Source organism: Neisseria sp. Marseille-Q1983 (assembly GCF_018224585.1).
In the GTDB taxonomy this organism is placed as follows: domain Bacteria; phylum Pseudomonadota; class Gammaproteobacteria; order Burkholderiales; family Neisseriaceae; genus Neisseria; species Neisseria polysaccharea.
The window spans coordinates 20,356-37,716 of sequence record NZ_JAGTUI010000005.1 but is presented as its reverse complement, the minus strand read 5'-3'; the positions used below and the strand labels follow the sequence as shown (position 1 = coordinate 37,716).

Sequence of the window (17,361 nt, the reverse complement as noted above, 5' to 3'; positions counted from 1 at the left end):
GACCAAGGTATCCAAGGTGAACGCGGCATCCAGGGCGATAAAGGAGACAACGGCAAATCCGCCTACGAAATTTGGAAAGAACAGAACACAACCCTCGCCGACAAATCTGAAGCCGCTTTCCTGAAATCCCTTAAAGGCGAAAAAGGTGAGGCAGGTGCACAAGGCGATAAAGGTGAAAAAGGTGCTAATGGCGAAAACGGTAAATCCGCCTACGAAATCTGGAAAGAACAGAACCCAACCCTTGCCGACACATCCGAAGCCGCCTTCCTGAAATCCCTTAAAGGCGAAAAAGGTGAGAAAGGTGCACAGGGCGAAAAAGGTGACCAAGGCATCCAAGGTGAACGCGGTGCACAAGGTGAGAAAGGTGCTAATGGCGAGAACGGCAAATCCGCCTACGAAATTTGGAAAGAAAAGAACCCAACCCTCGCCGACACATCCGAAGCCGCCTTCCTGAAATCCCTTAAAGGCGAAAAAGGTGAGAAAGGTGCACAAGGTGAGAAAGGCGAACGCGGCGCTAATGGCGAAAACGGCAAATCCGCCTACGAAATCTGGAAATCTCTAGATACTGGAAAACGTGCCAATAAAACGGAACAAGACTTTATCGACTCCCTCAAAGGGGAAGCCGATACTACATTTACCCGAACCGAAGAATCGGACGGTACCATGCTGACCGCCAAAGGTAAAATTACTAATGAACGCCCCAATGGCGAAGTCCGTATAAGCGGCTTGGCGGCAGGCAGGATTTCTCCATCAAGCTCAGACGCAGTCAACGGCGCACAGTTGTTTGAGGTGCATGAACGGATTTCCTCTATAGAGCAAAAAGTCGACAAGTTAGATAAATCAATGAACGGCGGTATCGCCAAAGCAGGAGCGATCGCACTCCTTCCCCAACCGACTTATGCGGGACACTCGATGGTATCCGCTTCTACGGCACACTACAACGGCGAACAGGCTCTTGCAATCGGTTACTCCAGCCTCTCAGATAACGGCAAAGTAATCCTGAAGGCAGGTGCTTCGTTCAATTTCTCCGGCAACAATACCAAAAAACCGTTATTTGGAGCGGCTTTCGGCTATCAATGGTGATCTTCCGCCATCAATACCTATTGGAACACAGCCTATAGTAAAAATGCCGCACTTGCAGACAGGTGCGGCATTTTGGATTTTGTATGCAGGCCATATCCTAAAGTTGCCCATCTGCATACTTCGCCTTTTACAACAAATTAAGGATTCAGATGTACTCCAACGATAAAGCAACCTCCGATAATCTACCCAGTATCAGCTTCATCCTGCCCGTCTATAATGTTGCACCCTATATCCCCCGCGCGCTCGAAAGCATATTGCTTCAAACGGTACGCAAAGAAATTATTTTGATAGATGACGGTTCGACAGATGGCAGTGCGGAAATCTTGGCGAAATATATGCACCAATATCCCTTTATTACTGTTGTCAGCAGCCAAAACAGGGGCGTGGCGGCGGCACGCAATGCCGGATTAAAACTTGCAACGGGGGATTTCATTATGTTCTTAGACCCCGATGACGAACTTTACCCCATAGATTTCGGTTTGTGGGCAAGGCTTGCTCAAGATAACGGACTTCAAGCGATTAAAGGCGTATATCTCCGTCCTCCTTATGAAGAGGGGAAAAATATGTTGAGGTGTAAGCCCGTTTTTCAATTTAAAGAACAGCACAATGGGAAAATCTCATCTATGCCGGGGATATTGATGCAGAGTCTGCCTCATCACTGGCCTCTACACAATATGTGCTTTATGATTGACCGTCGCCACCTTGTCGCTACGGGTGTTACCTATCGCAACGGTATGCGTTTTGGGGAAGATATGGTTTTTATCTCTGAATTTCTGATCGCAGGCGGAAAAATCTTGGAGGTTGACATTCCCTTTTTTATTTACCACCGCAGAAAAGGAAGTCTGACAACCGCCCTACCCGACCACAGGCTGACCGATTACCTTCACAATCTGCTTACCTATCTCGTACCGCTGATGGAAAGGCAGACCGATTCAAGATACGCAGAAACTGTCCGTCAAATCCTACTGATTGAATTCGATAAAATTGGCAGAATTGTCAAAAATATCCCTGAACTGAAGAAAGAATATGACCGCCTCTTTGCGCAACTGCCGGATAAAAAATATCTCTGACCATATGGGGGCAAATGCCGTCTGAATGCCTGAGAAGCTATTTCAGACGGCATTGTTTTATTTGGTAAGCGACTGTCTGCGTTGTATAATTGCCCGCTTTAGAATCGATAATAAACAATAGGAACCGCTATGACCGAATCCATCACCCGCGACAGTATGCAATACGATGTCGTGATTGTCGGCGCAGGCCCGTCGGGTTTGTCCGCCGCCATCAAACTCAAGCAGCTTGCCGAACAAAACGGGCGCGAAATCAGCGTTTGCGTGGTGGAGAAAGGTTCTGAAGCGGGGGCGCATTCGCTGGCGGGTGCGGTTATCGATCCGATTGCGCTGAATGAGTTGATTCCCGACTGGAAAGAAAAAGGCGCACCGCTGACGCGTGCGGTAACACAGGACAAAGTGTTGTTCCTGACTAAGAAAAAGGCGTTTAATCTGCCCGTTACCCCCAATTTCGACAATCACGGCAACTACATCGCCAGCTTGGGCGAAGTCGTGCGCTGGTTGGCGGAGCAGGCGGAAAATATGGGTGTGGAAATCTATCCGGGCTTTGCCGCCGCCGAAGTGCTGTATCACGAAGACGGTTCGGTCAAAGGCATTGCGACCGGCAATATGGGCGTGGGCAAAGACGGCGAGCCGACCGATTCATTCCAGCCCGGCATGGAGCTTTGGGCGCGGCAAACCCTGTTTGCCGAAGGTTGTCGCGGTTCGCTTTCCAAACAAATCATCGAACGTTTCCAACTCGACCAAAACAGCCAGCCGCAAACTTACGGCTTGGGCATTAAAGAAATTTGGGAAGTGCCGTCTGAACAGCATCAGCCCGGTTTGGTGGTGCATAGCGCAGGCTGGCCGCTGGACAGCAAAACCTACGGCGGTGCGTTTGTTTACCATTTCGACGACAACAAAGTCGCCGTCGGTTTCGTGGTCGGCTTGGACTATCAAAACCCGTATCTGTCGCCGTTTGAAGAGTTCCAACGTTTCAAAACCCATCCCGAAATCCGCAAAACCTTCGAAAGCGGCCGCCGCATCGCTTACGGCGCGCGTTCGCTGATTGAAGGCGGTTTGCAAAGCCTGCCGAAGCTCTCGTTCAAAGGCGGCGTTTTAATCGGCGATGCAGCAGGCTTCCTCAATATGCCGCGCATCAAAGGCATTCATACCGCGATGAAATCTGCCATGCTCGCCGCCGAAGCCGTTTTCCCCTTGTTGGAAAACCTTGAAGAAGTGGAAAACTTCGACAGCGGCAAAGAGGCGGCGGATTATCAACAACGTTTTGAACAAAGCTGGCTGTATCAAGAGCTTTACGCCGCGCGCAATGTCCGTCCGTCATTCAAATGGGGCGTTTACCTCGGCTCACTTTATACCGGCATCGACCAGATGATTTTCAGAGGCAAAGCCCCGTGGACTTTGAAACATCACGGCAAAGACAACGAGCAGCTCAAAAAAGCCGCCGCGTGCAAACCGATTGATTATCCGAAACCCGACGGCGTGTTGACCTTCGACCGCTTAAGCAGCGTCTTCCTCGCCAATCTCGCGCACGAAGAAAACCAGCCCGACCATTTGGTGCTGAACAACCCTCAAACGATGATAGACGTGAACTATAAAGAATACGCCTCACCCGAAACGCGCTATTGTCCGGCGGGTGTGTACGAAATTGTTGAAGAAAACGGCAGCCCGCGCCTGCAAATCAATGCCGCCAACTGCGTTCACTGCAAAACGTGCGACATCAAAGATCCGACGCAAAACATCACTTGGATTTGTCCCGAAGGCGCGAGCGGGCCGAATTACGGCGGGATGTAAACCTTATTCCGCCGTTACGCCCGGTCAGGAATAAGGAATGGGGCAGTTGTTCAAACCTGCCCCGTTTGAACCCGTAACAAAAAAATGCCGTCTGAACCTTGGCTTCAACGTTCAGACGGCATTTTTGTTTGGATTTATTTGAAAATATAGGTATCAGGCATATCGTCGAAACCGACGACCTTACCGCCTTTATCCTTTGCAAATTTTTCAGCCTGCTCCTTTTTGCCGAACGGCAGCGCGTCTTCCGCGCCCATACCGCCGATAAAGCCGCTGTCGATGACGTAAAAGGCTTTTTTCGCATCTATCCACTCCGTGTCGGCATTGGGATTTGTCCAATCGGTAACATTACCCATATCGGTAACGTAAATAACACGGATGCCTTTAGGCTCTTCGGGCAGTTTGGTATAGCCGAACATCTGCTTGATGGTGGAGAACCAAACGGGCTGATCGGGTTTGCCGTTCAAAAAAATCTGGGCTTTGGGGCCGTTGTGTTCGGTCAGATTCATACTGCAATAGTGTCCGACCGAACGATCGCTAATCTGCTGAGGTAAAGGAGGTGCCGCCTCTTCCGCCTGCCGGCAGGCACTTAAGGCGAAAACGGCAACAATTGCCAACAGGGTTTTCTTCATATTTGTCGCTTTCTAAAAATTCCGGCTGCCAAAACAAGCGGAATGATAACCCATAAAACCTGCGCGGTCAGCAAAATGGGGACGGTCAGGCTGATTTGTCCGCTCAAACCCGCCATACCCGCATACATAGCCGTATTTTCGTAACCGGTCAGGTTGAGCAGGCGGTAGATGTCGGTAGGATTAAACAGAAGCACTGTTTCAACGACGGGCGCGGTGATAACCTGTTTCGAGTCGGCAACCAGAATACCCAAAAGCGCCATATCGAAGATGACGACGAAAAACAACCACACGCCGATTGAAATACCGGCCGCCGTCCCCCGTTCTTTGACTTTCGCACTAATCAAGTAGCCCATAGACAGAAAAGCCGCACCGAGGATGACGCTGGCGGCAATCAACAGCGCAAAGGGTTTCCAAGCGGCAATATCAAAGCTGCCGTTGGCAAGTTGCAGCGTAATGCCTGCCAATCCGTAGCCCGCCGTGGTGGCGAGGGCGAGGATGATGAGGTGTCCGATAAATTTGCCGGCAAGGATTTGGTTGCGCGAAATGGGATAACTTAACAGCAACGCCATCGTTCCGCGCTCGATTTCGCCGATCAGTGCGTCATAGGAAAGCAGCATCGCAATCAGCGGAATCAGGAAAATAGACAGGCTCGACAGGCTGACGACGGTAACGGTCAGCGGATCGACCTTGACCGAACCGGTGGGCGAGCTGCCGAGGAAACCCAAAGAAAGGGCGAGTGCGGCAAGCAGGAGGGCGGCGGCAAGAACCCAACGGTTGCGCAGGCTGTCGCGGACTTCTTTGCCGGTAATAATCCAAACGGGGTTCATACGTCCTCCCTTTTCAAGAACTGTGCATACATTTCGTCAAGCGTCGGCGTGTGGATGTCGAGATAGGCAAGGTCGGACAGGCTGCCCAGCTCGCCCAACAGTTCCATACGTTCTTCAGCCTGACATTGCGCCCGGTAGGAAATGCCGTCTGAAAGCGGCTGCCAGCGGCTGCTGAGGGTGCGCGGTGCATTGAGGCGGATATTGACGGTCAGCGGCAGTCCGCTTTGGACGTGCAATTCGTCCATACTGCCGTCGGCAACCTTAACGCCGTTTTTCATCACGATAATGCGGTCGGCGTGTCCGTCCAACTCGGCAAGGGCGTGGGTGCTGAGCAATACGGTCGCGCCGCGCCCGTTGAGTTCGCGCACGACTTCGTAAAACATTTGTCGTGATGCAGGGTCGAGGCCGGTTGTCGGTTCGTCAAACAGCAGGACTTTGGGCTCGCCCAGCAGGGCTTGTGCCAAGGCAAGGCGTTGGCGCATACCTTTAGAATAAGTGCCGACGCGGCGGTGTGCCGCCTGTGAAATACCGACGCGCTCAAGCAGCCCCCGGTTTTGTGTGAGCGGCTGTTTTTTAAGTTTCGCGTAAAAGTCCAGCGTTTCGATGCCGGTCAGCGAAGGGTGCAGCGCAACGGTTTCGGGCAGGTAGCCGATTTGGCTGCGAAGCCGCGCCCCCGCTTTGCTGCCGGTACGTTCGCCCAAAAGCATCACTTCGCCTTCGGTCGGGGTAATCAGCCCGAGTATCAGCTTCATAATGGTGGACTTGCCCGCGCCGTTGTGCCCGGCAAGCCCGACGCTTTCTCCTGCCTTCAAAACCAAATCGACTTGGTTGACGGCTTTTTGCGCCCCGAACCGTTTGGTGACATTCCTCAATTCGACATGATGTGTGGTCATGGTTGTTCCTTTTGTGTTTTCAGACGGCATTTGAATCCGGATGCCGTCTGAAGCAGACTAGTTCAAAGAACCGTTTTCCGCCCTGCCCCATTCCGACTGCCGCGTTTCGGCTTCTTTGAGCAGCTCGTCCTTCATCGCCTGATAACGGGTTTGAATTTTGGGGGCATAAGGCTTCATCAGCGGTTTGCTGTCCACCACGCCGCCGGGCAGAACGGCGGGAAACTGCGCCTGCGCCCATTTGACGATGCTGATTGCGGGACTGTTCATCAAGAGGCGCGATACGGGTGCGCGCCAGATGATTTGGTCGATAATGCCGTTGGGGCGGTACGCGCTGTCTCCGAAGCCGTCGCCGTTCAAATCGAACGCGCTGTTGTCGCTCCAATAGTTGCCGTGTCCGCCCTCGCTCCAGTCGAGAAAGCGCGTGCTGACGTATTTGACCTGGCTTTCGTTGTTGACAAAGGAATTGTCGTGCAGGGACGTGCCTTCGATGGCGGCGGTAAAGTGTATGCCGATTTGGCAGTTTTCAAAATGATTGGCGGACAGTTTATCGTAGTTGGCATTGTAGGCAAAAACGCACTTACCCGCCTTGTTGATAATGTTGTCGTGAATATCGGAATAGTTGACATAGTTGAGCATAATGCCCTGGTCGCGGCTGCCGACGGCGATATTGTCAAACACTTTGAGCCGCTCGGAAAACATCAGCACATAGCCCATATTGTTGCCCACGGAAATATTGCCGCTGATTTCGCTATCGTTGGTGTACATATAGTGGACGGCGAAACGCAAATCGCTGAAGCGGTTGTTTTTATAGGTATTATATGTACTGGTATTAGAAAAAATGCCGTCCCGTCCTTTGGAAATGTCGTTGCCGACGACCTGCGCGCCGGGCGCGTTCCAAACGGTAACGCCGTTGCCGCGCTCATTCACACGCAAAGTCGCATCGCCGACGATTTTATTCTCGCGTACCATCGCATCGGCAGAACCATGCAGATATACGCCGACCGAATTATCAAAAATATTGTTGTGTTCAATCAGGGCGCGCGGGGCGGTTTCTTCGAGATAAATACCAGCATCCATTGCAGGCAGACTCATACCGGAACGTGTAACGGTCAGGTTGCGGAGCGTTACGTCCGGCGCATGCACAGCTATCGTACGGCCGCTCCTGTCCCCTTCCACGGTTGCGGAACGGTCGGCAGGCCCTTCAATCGTAATCGGTTTGTCGATATAAAGTTTGGTTTGATATACGCCGGAAGCAAGTTTGAGCGTATCGCCCGCCCGGGCGCGGGCAAAAATTTCGGCAAGGTTGTCTTGCGGGGAAACGTGGACGACGGCTGCCGATGCCGTCTGAAAAATACTGGCGCCGGCAAGTATCAGCACGGCCTTCAGCCATATACGGAGCGCGGATGTGTGCATAGTGTCCCTCTGTTTCGTTCGGTATGGCAAAACAAAATGAAACATGATTCAAGAGTATCTGTTTTTATAGCGAAACCGCCTGAAACGGTACGGCAAGCGGTTTGGCTATAAATGCCGTCTGAAAACCGGTTGTCTTCAGACGGCATTCTCTATATCAAGCTATCATGCTCATTATTTGGGATGAACAATCATCTGACCGGACATTTCCATGTGCAATGCATGGCAGAACCATTGGCAGTAGTACCAGTGCACGCCCGGACGGACAGCTTTGAAGGTTACGGAAGAAGTGGCTTGCGGGCCGATTTCCATAGCGATGCCGTAGCCTTCCAAAGTGAAGCCGTGAGTCAAGTCCTCGATGGTCTCGACGTTGGTTACGTATACGGTTACTTCGTCGCCTTGGTTCACTTCAAATTGAGGGATGCTGTAAGCAGGCGCAACGGCAGTCATGTACACGCGTACTTTGTTGCCTTCGCGTACGACTTTGGCGGCTTTTTCCAGCTCGACGCCGTCTTTTTTCGCCTGTTCCAAAGCATCCTGCCAGAACCATGGGTCTTTGCGGTCCCAAGTTTTGCTCGGATTGAGTTTGGCTGCAGAAACCAGACAGAAGTCATGCGGTTCGGCAAAAGTCGGATTATCGTGTACCAGACGCATTTCGTCGCCGGAGATGTCGATCAATTGGTCACACTCGGGTTTCAAAGGACCGGCATTCAAGAAGCGGTCTTTAGAGAATTTGTTCAAAGACACCAGCCATTGACCATCGGCTTCTTTGGTTTCGCCCATGGTCGTATGGTTGTGGCCCGGTTGATAGTGAACGTCAAGTTTTTGTTTGATCGGATCGATTTTCTCGCCTTTGTAGGCTTTGATCGCATCGTCAATATTCCATTTCACCATTTGGCTGTCGATAAACAATGTCGTATAAGCATTGCCGCGACCGTCAAATGCAGTGTGTAACGGGCCGAGACCCAGTTGCGGTTCGGCTACGACCACATCGCGCTCTTTGATTTTGCCTGCAAACAAATCGTCCAGTTTGCTGACATCCAATACGGTAACGGTTGGAGACAGTTTACCGTTAAGCATGATGTATTTACCGTCAGGGCTTGCGTTACAGCCGTGAGGAGAGTTCGGCACAGGGATATAACGCGTGTATTTGGATTTGGCTTCAGCGCGACCGTCCAGCATTTTCACGCCGTTCACTTCTTTGAAGTCGCCCGCTTTGATGCCTTCTTCGATGGCTTTCAGGTCGAAAACGACGCACCAGTCCTGCTCGTTGGAAGACGCACCTTGTACGGTCAGCGCGCGCTCGGAGTTGTAACAGGTAGAGAAAGAATATTTGCCTTGGTAGTCGGCATCGCCGTTGTCCAAGTTGCCGTCAACCAATACTTGCCATGCGATCTCCATGGTTTCGCCGTCGATGGCGGTGTACACGGCATTCCAGGTTTTCGCATCATCCAGTTTGCCTACGCCGCTAACAGGAGTAATGTGTTCGCCGTTGGCAAAGACATAACCGGTTTTCGGATAACGTTGCGGACGCAGACCGTGGATACCTGAAGCATTGGGGATGTCGATGATTTTGTCGGCCTTCATCACATCCAGACGCACGCGGCAGACGCGGTTGTTTGCCTTGTCGTTAGCATAAGCATAGCGGCCGTCATAAGTTTGGTCGGTAAACGACAGGTGCGGGTGGTGCAGGTCGCCGTTGGGGTAGCAACGCAGACCGCTGTCTTGTAAGAATTTACGGGTTTCTTCGGTAATATTGCCGTTGAGGACTTTCAAGCTCTCATTGGTACGTCCCCAACCGGTCGCGCTGTCCATATTGAACACGGGAATACGCATCAGTTCGCGCATGGAAGGCAGACCAATCAGGCGCATCTCGCCGGACTGGCCGCCGGAAAGGAAACCGTAATATTGATCAAGCTCGCCCGGACCGACTTCGGAAGACAGTTGGCCGGGTTTGGATTCCCCTTGCGCCTTGGCAACGGGAGCCGCGCCGGAAGCGTTAGCGGCAGCCTGTTCGCCGTCTTTAGAGCAACCCGCCAAACCCAACAGGCCCGCACCGGCAATACCTGCACCGGAAGCGGCGGCCGTACCTAAGAATGAACGACGGCTCAAGCCGTTTTGTTCTAATTTTTCGTCTGACATACAACACTCCTTGGATAAAATACGGCAAACCGGTTTTCAGACGGCAAGCCGATGGGAAAAAATTTTATTATCCTGCCGGGGAAAACCTGCCTGCCTGACACTTTGGCTTCAGGCTTCCCCCGGATGCTTATTTTTCAGATTGCGCCGTTTCGGGTTTGACAAAACGGACGACCTGTTCCTGCGGCTGCTTGGAGACACTTTCCAATTCCCCTGATTTTGCAGCAGCCTGTTTTTGTTTTTTCTTATTTGCCGCCACAACTTGCGGACAGCGCGTATCGTGGTGGTACATCACTTGGCAGTGCAGGCACTGGATACATTCGTTCGGATGGATATCTCCCTCCGGGGCAATCGCTTGTACAGGGCATTCATGCGTACAAATTTGGCAGGGATTACCGCACATTTTATAACGTCTCAGCCAATCAAACACGCGGAATCTGCCCGGCAGCGCGATGCCCGCACCCAAAGGACACAGATAACGGCAGAAGAAGCGTTCGATAAACAGCCCCGCAATCAAAAGTGCCACGGCAAAGGCGACAAACCACCAATCGCGCATGAATTTCAAAATAATCGCGGTTTTAAAGGGTTCGACTTCGGCAAATTTTTCCGCCGTACCCAAATCATACAGCGAAATTGCCAAAAGCCCGAAGAAAATCAGGTATTTGATGACGCTCAAGCGGGTATGCAGCATATGCGGCACGGTAATCTGTTTCACACCCAGTTTTTTTGCAATCCGGTTAGTCAATTCCTGTAATGAGCCGAACGGACACAACCAACCGCAAAACGTTCCCCTGTTCCACAGCAGCATGGTTGCAGCCGTGAACAGCCACAGGATGAACACAATCGGATCCATCAGGAAAAATTCCCAATGAAATTCGGTAAGGATGGCGGAAAACAGTGTCAGCGTATTGACGACCGAAAGCTGTGCCTGCACATACCAGCCAATATAGAAGAGCGTGAAGGTCAAAAAGGCGAGGCGGAAGCGGTCGTACCATTTTTCGTAACGCACAATCCAGTCTTGGAACAAAAACACCAGTAACAATATGGTCAGCGCAATGCCGACAACGATAATCTGCCCCTGTTTCGCTTTCCAAATCTGTTTCCATAATTGGTTGGATACACCGTTTTCAGCTGACGCATCTTCGGCAATGCCGTCTGAAGCGGTATCGGATGCCGCGGCAGGCACAGCTTCGACAGGCGCACTGATTTCTACGGGCGGTGCTTTAGGATCATCGACATAATAACCCTGAGGCAATTCGTAATCCAAATCGGCGGTAACAAAGGCTTTATCGTTCACGCTCAAGACGCGCTGAACCATTAATTGCAGACGCCACGGCTCCGCACCGTCAAACGCTACGCCTTCAGGGATGGTAAACCAAGAAACTTCTTTAAAACGCGGCGAACCGGCGGCAGACAGCGCGACGACGCGTTCGTGTTGGGCATCGGTAAAACGGAAGCTGTTCTCCCCCTGTATCATCTCGATACGGTCGAAAATACCGCCGCGCACATAGCCCGAACCTTTCCAAGAATAACGGCCCTCTCCGGCAACCAAAACCGCCTGCTGCCCGGGTTTCAGCCGTTTTTGCAGATGTGCCCAGCCGTCCTCACCCAGCAGGCTTTTACCGATGGAAGGCTGGCTGACCAAGGCAACATACAAATCAATAAAGGTATCGTCAGGATCGCCCTGTTCGGCGTGATCGGCCACGCCGGCCTTGCCGCCTTTCTCAAACAATTTGTTAATTTGATCGAGCGTGATATGTAGATGGCCGACGGCCTTTTGTTTCAAAAGTTCGTCCCAAGACAAAATATCCTGCTTGTCGGGATTTGCCATACGGCGCGGACGGGTTTCTGCCGCAGGCGCGGCTTCCTGAACATCGGAAGCGGATGCCGTCTGAAGGGCCTTATCCGAACCCAGACGGTATTGGTTGGCAATGACCTTGTACGAACGCTGGATGCTGTCGTTAATCACCATCAGCGTAACTGTCGCACCGCTGATAATGTCGCCCGGCGCCACGCCCGGAGTCGGCGGATTTTTAATAAAGTTCAGACCGATATATTTGTCGATGAATTTATCGACACGCGACTGCGGAATACCAATCAGCATAATCGGTTCGTGATGATCGACCAGTTTCGCTCCGGCTATCGTGCCGTCGTTTGCCAACGCCATCAGCGTATCAATCGGCTTACTCGAATAACCGCGCGTATTAACCACATCGGTTGTAATATAGACCAGACCGAGCTGCTCATCGCCTTTGTAAACGCGGGCGACCATGGGCTTACCTTCCGGTTTGCCGTAACGGTCCGCCCCCGGAAAGATTTCCGAAGGCTGTATTTTCGCCAGAAAATCAGGTAGACGCTCCGCATAAGCGGGCAGTGCCACCGTCAAAAAGACAAAGGCGACAAAAAACGCCGTTATCCGCGCCCGAAACGCAGACATACGCCGGATTGAAAAACAGGACATAGCTATCCCCGATATACCGATACTCTTTAATATTGATATTATATGAATCATCTATCGGCGATTTTTTGATGCAAATCAAATTTACAAATCTTAAAACCAATCCGCATACGGGATAATACTTTGTAATTACATCGATATAATGTGGGATTTCACGATGTTGTCAGACAGCACAAAAATATGCCGTCTGAAACCCCTTCAGACGGCATCCTTTTCCGGCGCACCGTTATTTGTCCAAATGATAAATCTGCGCGACGGCATGAACCAAATCCTTATCTTCTTCCCCCGCCTTATTCAAGGTTTGGGTCGGCGAATGCAGCAGCTTGTTGGTCAGTTGGACGGACAGCCGTTCCAAAACCTCTTCTGCCGTTGCGCCTTTGGCAAGCTGTTTCATCGCATTTTCCAACACCTGCTTGCGCGCTTTCTCGCCCTCGTCCCGCAAGGCTTTAATCAAGGGGACGCTCTGCCTGCCCTGCTGCTGCCTGACAAATTCGGCAACCTTCTCAGACACCAGCGTTTCGGCGGCGGCGGCGGCCTTCTGCCTTGCCTCCTTGCCGCTTTGGACGATATTGACCATATCGTCCACAGTATAAAGATAGGCATCATTCAAATCGCCGACTTCCGCCTCAATGTCGCGCGGCACTGCCAAATCAAGCATGAACAACGGCATACTCTGCCTTTGTTTCAATGCGCGCTCCACCATACCTTTGCCGACAATGGGAAGCTGGCTCGCCGTCGAAGAAACCACCACGTCGTAATCGTGCAGAATGGCAGGCAGATCGGATAGCAGACACGGTTCGGAGTTAACACCGAGCTTGTCGCACAACTCCTGTGCGCGCGCCAGCGTCCGGTTGGCAACCGTCATCAATCTGGGGTTTTTAGCAGCAAAATAAGTAGCAACCAGCTCAATCATTTCGCCTGCGCCGATAAACAAGACATTCAAATCGCCGATGTCGGGAAAAATCTGTTCCGCCAATTTGACGGAAGCGGAAGCCATGGAAACCGAGTTTTCGCCGACGGCAGTATCGGTACGGACCTCTTTAGCAACAGAAAAGGTTTTTTGGAACAGGGCATTGAGTTTCTTACCCATACTTTCCTGCTCTTGAGCAACCCTGACCGCATCCTTAATCTGTCCTAAAATCTGCGGCTCGCCCAACACCATCGAATCCAGCCCGCAGGCGACGCGGAAAGCATGGCGCACAGTCTCCTGCATATCCAGCGTGTACAGATACGGACGGATTTCTTCAATCGGCAAACTGTGGTAATCGGCAAGCCATCGGATAATTTCTTCCGAATCACCGACGCAGTAAAGCTCGGTGCGGTTGCAGGTAGAAAGGATTACCGCCTCCGTTGCCGCATTGCTTCGGGCAAGATTGCGGACGGCTTCGGGCAGGCAGGCAGCGGCAAACGCCAGCTTTTCCCGTATGCTTAAAGGTGCGGTTTGATGATTGAGTCCGACAGCGGTAAGTTGCATGAAAAAATCGGTGAAGATGGATATAGACCGTTATTATAGCCTAACTGCTTCCTTAAAACACGGACAAAAAACTGCACCTCCGACCGCAGAAATGCCGTCTGAAGGTGCAGTTCCTTAAATCAGGCATCCTATTATCAGGATAGGGATTTAGTCCACTTCGCCCGCGTATTGTTCGGCAGTCAAAAGACCGTCGTAGTCGGCAGGATTGGCAGGTTTGATTTTGAAGAACCAGCCTGCGCCGTAAGGATCGCTGTTGGCAGTTTCAGGTGCGCCGGGCAAGTCATCGTTGACGGCAACGACTTCGCCCGCAATCGGCGCGTACACGTCGGACGCTGCTTTCACAGACTCGACCACACCGGCTTGCTCTTCGGCAGCCAGGTTTGCGCCGACTTCTGGCAGCTCGACAAACACGATGTCGCCCAACAGCTCTTGCGCGTGATGGGTAATGCCGACGGTGATGGTACCGTCTTCTTCAAGGCGCAGCCATTCGTGGCTGGCAACGTATTTCAGTTCGGCCGGGATGTTGTTGCTCATGGTTTGATTCTCCATTGGTAGGGGTTATTTTCAGACGGCATCTATATGAATCAATATCCACAGATACCTTGTTCAAGGCTTTCTACAAACGTCCGTATCGGACAACAATTAAAACCTGCTTTCAGACGGCATATGAAATGAAAATGCCGTCTGAAACCGCATCAATTAAACTGTTTCTGACCGTTGCGGACGAACGGCAGCTTCAGTACGCGTACGTCCACTTCTTTGCCGCGAATCAGCACTTTGGCGGTATCGCCGTCAAAGTCTTTCGGCACGCGGGCGATGGCGATGGATTGTTTCAGGCTTGGAGAGAATACGCCGCTGGTGGTTTCGCCTTTGCCTTTGTCGGTCAACACTTCCATATGCGCGCGCAGGATGCCGCCTTTGTCGAGCAACAGGCCGACCTGTTTGACGGTAACGCCTTTTTCTTTCAATGCCAGCAAGGCGGCTTTGCCGACGAAATCGCGGCTTTCGTCTTTCAAATCAACCGTCCAACCCATACCTGCTTCGAGCGGGCTGGTGTCGTCGTCCATATCGTTGCCGTAGAGGTTCATACCGGCTTCCATGCGCAGGGTATCGCGCGCGCCGAGGCCGCAAGGCTGTACGCCTGCTGCTTGCAGGGCTTTGAAGAATGCGACGGCTTCAGTACTCGGCAGAATCACTTCGACGCCGTCTTCTCCGGTATAGCCTGTACGGGCGACAAACCAGTCGTTGCCCAAATCCGCGCCTTGGAACGGTTTGAGGTTGCGGACGACATCTGCCCATTCGGGTTTGACGGTCAGGAGTTTCTCGATGGCTTTCGGGCCTTGTACGGCGAGCATGCCGAGGTCGTAGCGCGGATTGAAGGCAACGCCGAACTCTTGTCCGACTTTGTGGAATTGCGCCGTGTCTTTTTCGCGGGTCGCGCCGTTGGACACGATGCGATATTGGGTTTCAGCTTCATTGGTGCGGTAAACGATCAAGTCGTCAATCACGCCGCCGTTGTCGTTGAGCAAAGCGGAATAAAGGGCTTTGCCGACAAAAGCGAGCTTGGCGACATCGTTGGCAATCAATTTGCGGAAAAAGGCTTTGGCATTTGCGCCTGCTACGTCGGTAACAAGCATATGGGATACGTCAAACATACCGGCGTCGGTGCGCACGGCTTCGTGTTCGGCGATTTGCGAACCATAATGGATGGGCAGCTCCCAGCCAGCAAAATCTACCAGCTTCGCGCCTGCATCTTGATGGGCTTGATGAAATGGGGTGGTTTTCAGAGTAGTCATTCTCAAGTTTCTCCGGATTTTTTGTTCAGATGCCGCCCGCGCACCTGTGCGCGGATGACCCTATCTGTCCTTGAACCTGAGATTTTCGGCCGTATCCGCATGATGGCAAACCAGTCTGCTCACTGCTTTGCGCGGTTGTCTGAATGGTGGTTCAGACGGCCTTCTCCCCTTCGGTGGGCGTATCTTTGGGAAACGCCGCTCTCCAGATGTTTTATTTCAATGTGCAGTCCCTGTTGCCTGAGCGATTTAAGGGCATCTGCGCCTTCGGCGGCTACGCGTAATCGGGTGTAGCTCTCTCCTGCACATTTCCCGATTATGTCTTGAATCGGCGGTTTGGGCAAGCCGTCTTAAAGAGATGCAAACCGACCGCCTCTGTTTTCACATGATTTTCCGAAAATAAAATTTGTCCCGGATGACGGTATAACTTTTTATATGTTAATATGGTCTCCATCTACGCGGATTGCCGCAAACATACGGACAGACAATCCGAATTCCTTAAAACGGAACGCAAATATGCCCCAACTCACTTTAGACAAAACCGATATTAAAATCTTACAGGTTCTCCAGGAAAACGGCAGGCTGACCAATGTCGAACTGTCCGAACGTGTCGCACTTTCGCCTTCTCCGTGCCTGCGCCGTCTGAAGCAGTTGGAAGATGCCGGCATCGTCCGCCAATATGCCGCGCTGCTGTCTCCGGAATCTGTCAACTTGGGACTTCAGGCATTTATCCGCGTTTCCATCAGCAAAGCAAAAGACGCGCGGGAAGATTTTGCCGCATCGGTTCGAAAATGGCCGGAAGTTTTGAGCTGCTTCGCGCTGACGGGAGAGACCGACTACCTGCTTCAAGCATTTTTTACCGACATGAGCGCGTTCTCCCATTTCGTTCTTGACACTCTTTTATCCCACCACGGCGTACAGGATGCCCAATCAAGTTTCGTTTTAAAAGAAATCAAACATACCACATCCCTACCACTCAACCATCTGTTGTAGGAATAAGACCTTCCTCCCCATTTTCCCTACCGGCACGGCGGATAGAAATGGGCGGGATTCTTACAATACCTGTTTGTCTCCGATAAAGACCGGATTGGAAAATGATACGTTATCTATTGATTATTTGCGGCTGCATTTCCCTGCTGTTGGGTATCATCGGCATTTTTTTGCCGCTGTTGCCGACCACGCCGTTCGTACTGCTCTCCGCCGCCTGCTGGGCAAAGGCATCCCCGCGTTTTCACCGCTGGCTGCACTGGCACCGCTATTTCGGTCCGATGGTTCATAACTGGGAACAAAACGGCGCAGTGCCGCGCAAAGCCAAGATTTTCGCCATCAGTATGATGACCGCATCCTGTCTGATGATGTTTTGGCAGTTTCCCCAACGCTGGTGGGTCGGGACGGTTTCATCGGTTTTTTGTTCCCTTGTCGCCATATGGATGTGGCGCAGGCCCGAATCTTGAATGCCGTCTGAAAGGGATAAGGGCAAACAAACGGGTGGGGCAAACCTGTTTCATTGCAAATATATGTTAAAATAAATTCATTTTTCATTTTCGATAGATTATTTATTAAAGACATATATTTATTTGTTTTAAATAAAATTATTTATCAAAAAGAACATATATTCCCAAGCACGGCAATCCGCCTTCCCGCCGCCTTCCGGTTTGGGAAACTGGTTTATCCTGATTATTTACTTTACAATCAATCGGAAAACTTTTTTCAAAAACAAACAGGCAGCACAGTCCGCCTATGTCCGGGCGGCACGAAGCCTGTATCACTCCCGTGCGCCGCGCAAGGCAGCGC

The 17,361-nt window shown here is 51.7% G+C and carries 14 protein-coding genes and 1 riboswitch; of the genes, 5 read left to right on the top strand and 9 right to left on the bottom strand.

The annotated features are described in order from the left end of the window. The 3 genes from KEM39_RS02020 to KEM39_RS02010 form a co-directional block, all read left to right on the top strand. Nucleotides 1-1,083 (top strand): YadA-like family protein (locus KEM39_RS02020; protein ID WP_211709534.1); only part of this gene is annotated, 1,083 nt, incomplete at its 5' end. Nucleotides 1,084-1,232: 149 nt separating this feature from the next. Next, nucleotides 1,233-2,153: a glycosyltransferase family 2 protein gene (locus KEM39_RS02015; protein ID WP_114935045.1), complete on the top strand. Its 921-nt coding sequence runs from the start codon at nucleotides 1,233-1,235 to the stop codon at nucleotides 2,151-2,153. Nucleotides 2,154-2,282: 129 nt separating this feature from the next. Further along, entirely contained in the window at nucleotides 2,283-3,944 is a 1,662-nt protein-coding gene (locus KEM39_RS02010; RefSeq protein WP_118997701.1) for an electron transfer flavoprotein-ubiquinone oxidoreductase, read from the top strand. Nucleotides 3,945-4,078: 134 nt separating this feature from the next. Here the strand turns inward: KEM39_RS02010 and KEM39_RS02005 are convergent, their stop codons facing one another. From KEM39_RS02005 to gcvT, 9 genes are all read right to left on the bottom strand, one after another. Continuing rightward, nucleotides 4,079-4,573 (bottom strand): nitrous oxide reductase accessory protein NosL, encoded by a 495-nt coding sequence (locus KEM39_RS02005; RefSeq protein ID WP_003753912.1) that lies wholly within the window; start codon nucleotides 4,571-4,573, stop codon nucleotides 4,079-4,081. Further along, nucleotides 4,570-5,400 carry an ABC transporter permease gene (locus tag KEM39_RS02000; protein ID WP_118997702.1) on the bottom strand — a complete coding sequence of 277 codons (831 nt, stop codon included), beginning with the start codon at nucleotides 5,398-5,400 and terminating at the stop codon, nucleotides 4,570-4,572. The genes KEM39_RS02005 and KEM39_RS02000 overlap by 4 nt, the downstream gene beginning before the upstream one ends. Continuing rightward, entirely contained in the window at nucleotides 5,397-6,293 is an 897-nt protein-coding gene (locus KEM39_RS01995; protein ID WP_192886336.1) for an ABC transporter ATP-binding protein, read from the bottom strand. The genes KEM39_RS02000 and KEM39_RS01995 overlap by 4 nt, the downstream gene beginning before the upstream one ends. 57 nt (nucleotides 6,294-6,350) lie before the next feature. Continuing rightward, nucleotides 6,351-7,706 carry a right-handed parallel beta-helix repeat-containing protein gene (locus KEM39_RS01990; protein WP_211709533.1) on the bottom strand — a complete coding sequence of 452 codons (1,356 nt, stop codon included), beginning with the start codon at nucleotides 7,704-7,706 and terminating at the stop codon, nucleotides 6,351-6,353. Nucleotides 7,707-7,877: 171 nt separating this feature from the next. Continuing rightward, nucleotides 7,878-9,845 carry a TAT-dependent nitrous-oxide reductase gene (gene nosZ, locus KEM39_RS01985; protein WP_211709532.1) on the bottom strand — a complete coding sequence of 656 codons (1,968 nt, stop codon included), beginning with the start codon at nucleotides 9,843-9,845 and terminating at the stop codon, nucleotides 7,878-7,880. Nucleotides 9,846-9,972: 127 nt separating this feature from the next. Beyond that, on the bottom strand, nucleotides 9,973-12,279 hold the full coding sequence (locus tag KEM39_RS01980) for a NosR/NirI family protein (RefSeq protein ID WP_240002750.1): 2,307 nt from the start codon (nucleotides 12,277-12,279) through the stop codon (nucleotides 9,973-9,975). Between the two features lie 247 nt (nucleotides 12,280-12,526). After that, on the bottom strand, nucleotides 12,527-13,774 hold the full coding sequence (hemA, locus tag KEM39_RS01975) for a glutamyl-tRNA reductase (RefSeq protein ID WP_211709531.1): 1,248 nt from the start codon (nucleotides 13,772-13,774) through the stop codon (nucleotides 12,527-12,529). Between the two features lie 147 nt (nucleotides 13,775-13,921). Next, nucleotides 13,922-14,308: a glycine cleavage system protein GcvH gene (gcvH, locus tag KEM39_RS01970; RefSeq protein ID WP_211709530.1), complete on the bottom strand. Its 387-nt coding sequence runs from the start codon at nucleotides 14,306-14,308 to the stop codon at nucleotides 13,922-13,924. 161 nt (nucleotides 14,309-14,469) lie between these two features. Next, a complete protein-coding gene (gene gcvT / locus KEM39_RS01965) occupies nucleotides 14,470-15,570 on the bottom strand; it encodes a glycine cleavage system aminomethyltransferase GcvT (protein ID WP_003753893.1) in 1,101 nt (366 codons plus the stop codon). A 214-nt stretch (nucleotides 15,571-15,784) separates the two neighbouring features. Then, nucleotides 15,785-15,881, bottom strand: a riboswitch (glycine riboswitch). 202 nt (nucleotides 15,882-16,083) lie between these two features. Here gcvT and KEM39_RS01960 point away from each other — a divergent pair. After that, nucleotides 16,084-16,560 carry an Lrp/AsnC family transcriptional regulator gene (locus KEM39_RS01960; protein WP_003753890.1) on the top strand — a complete coding sequence of 159 codons (477 nt, stop codon included), beginning with the start codon at nucleotides 16,084-16,086 and terminating at the stop codon, nucleotides 16,558-16,560. 101 nt (nucleotides 16,561-16,661) lie between these two features. Continuing rightward, nucleotides 16,662-17,021 (top strand): YbaN family protein, encoded by a 360-nt coding sequence (locus KEM39_RS01955; protein WP_118997707.1) that lies wholly within the window; start codon nucleotides 16,662-16,664, stop codon nucleotides 17,019-17,021. Nucleotides 17,022-17,361 lie beyond the last annotated feature (340 nt).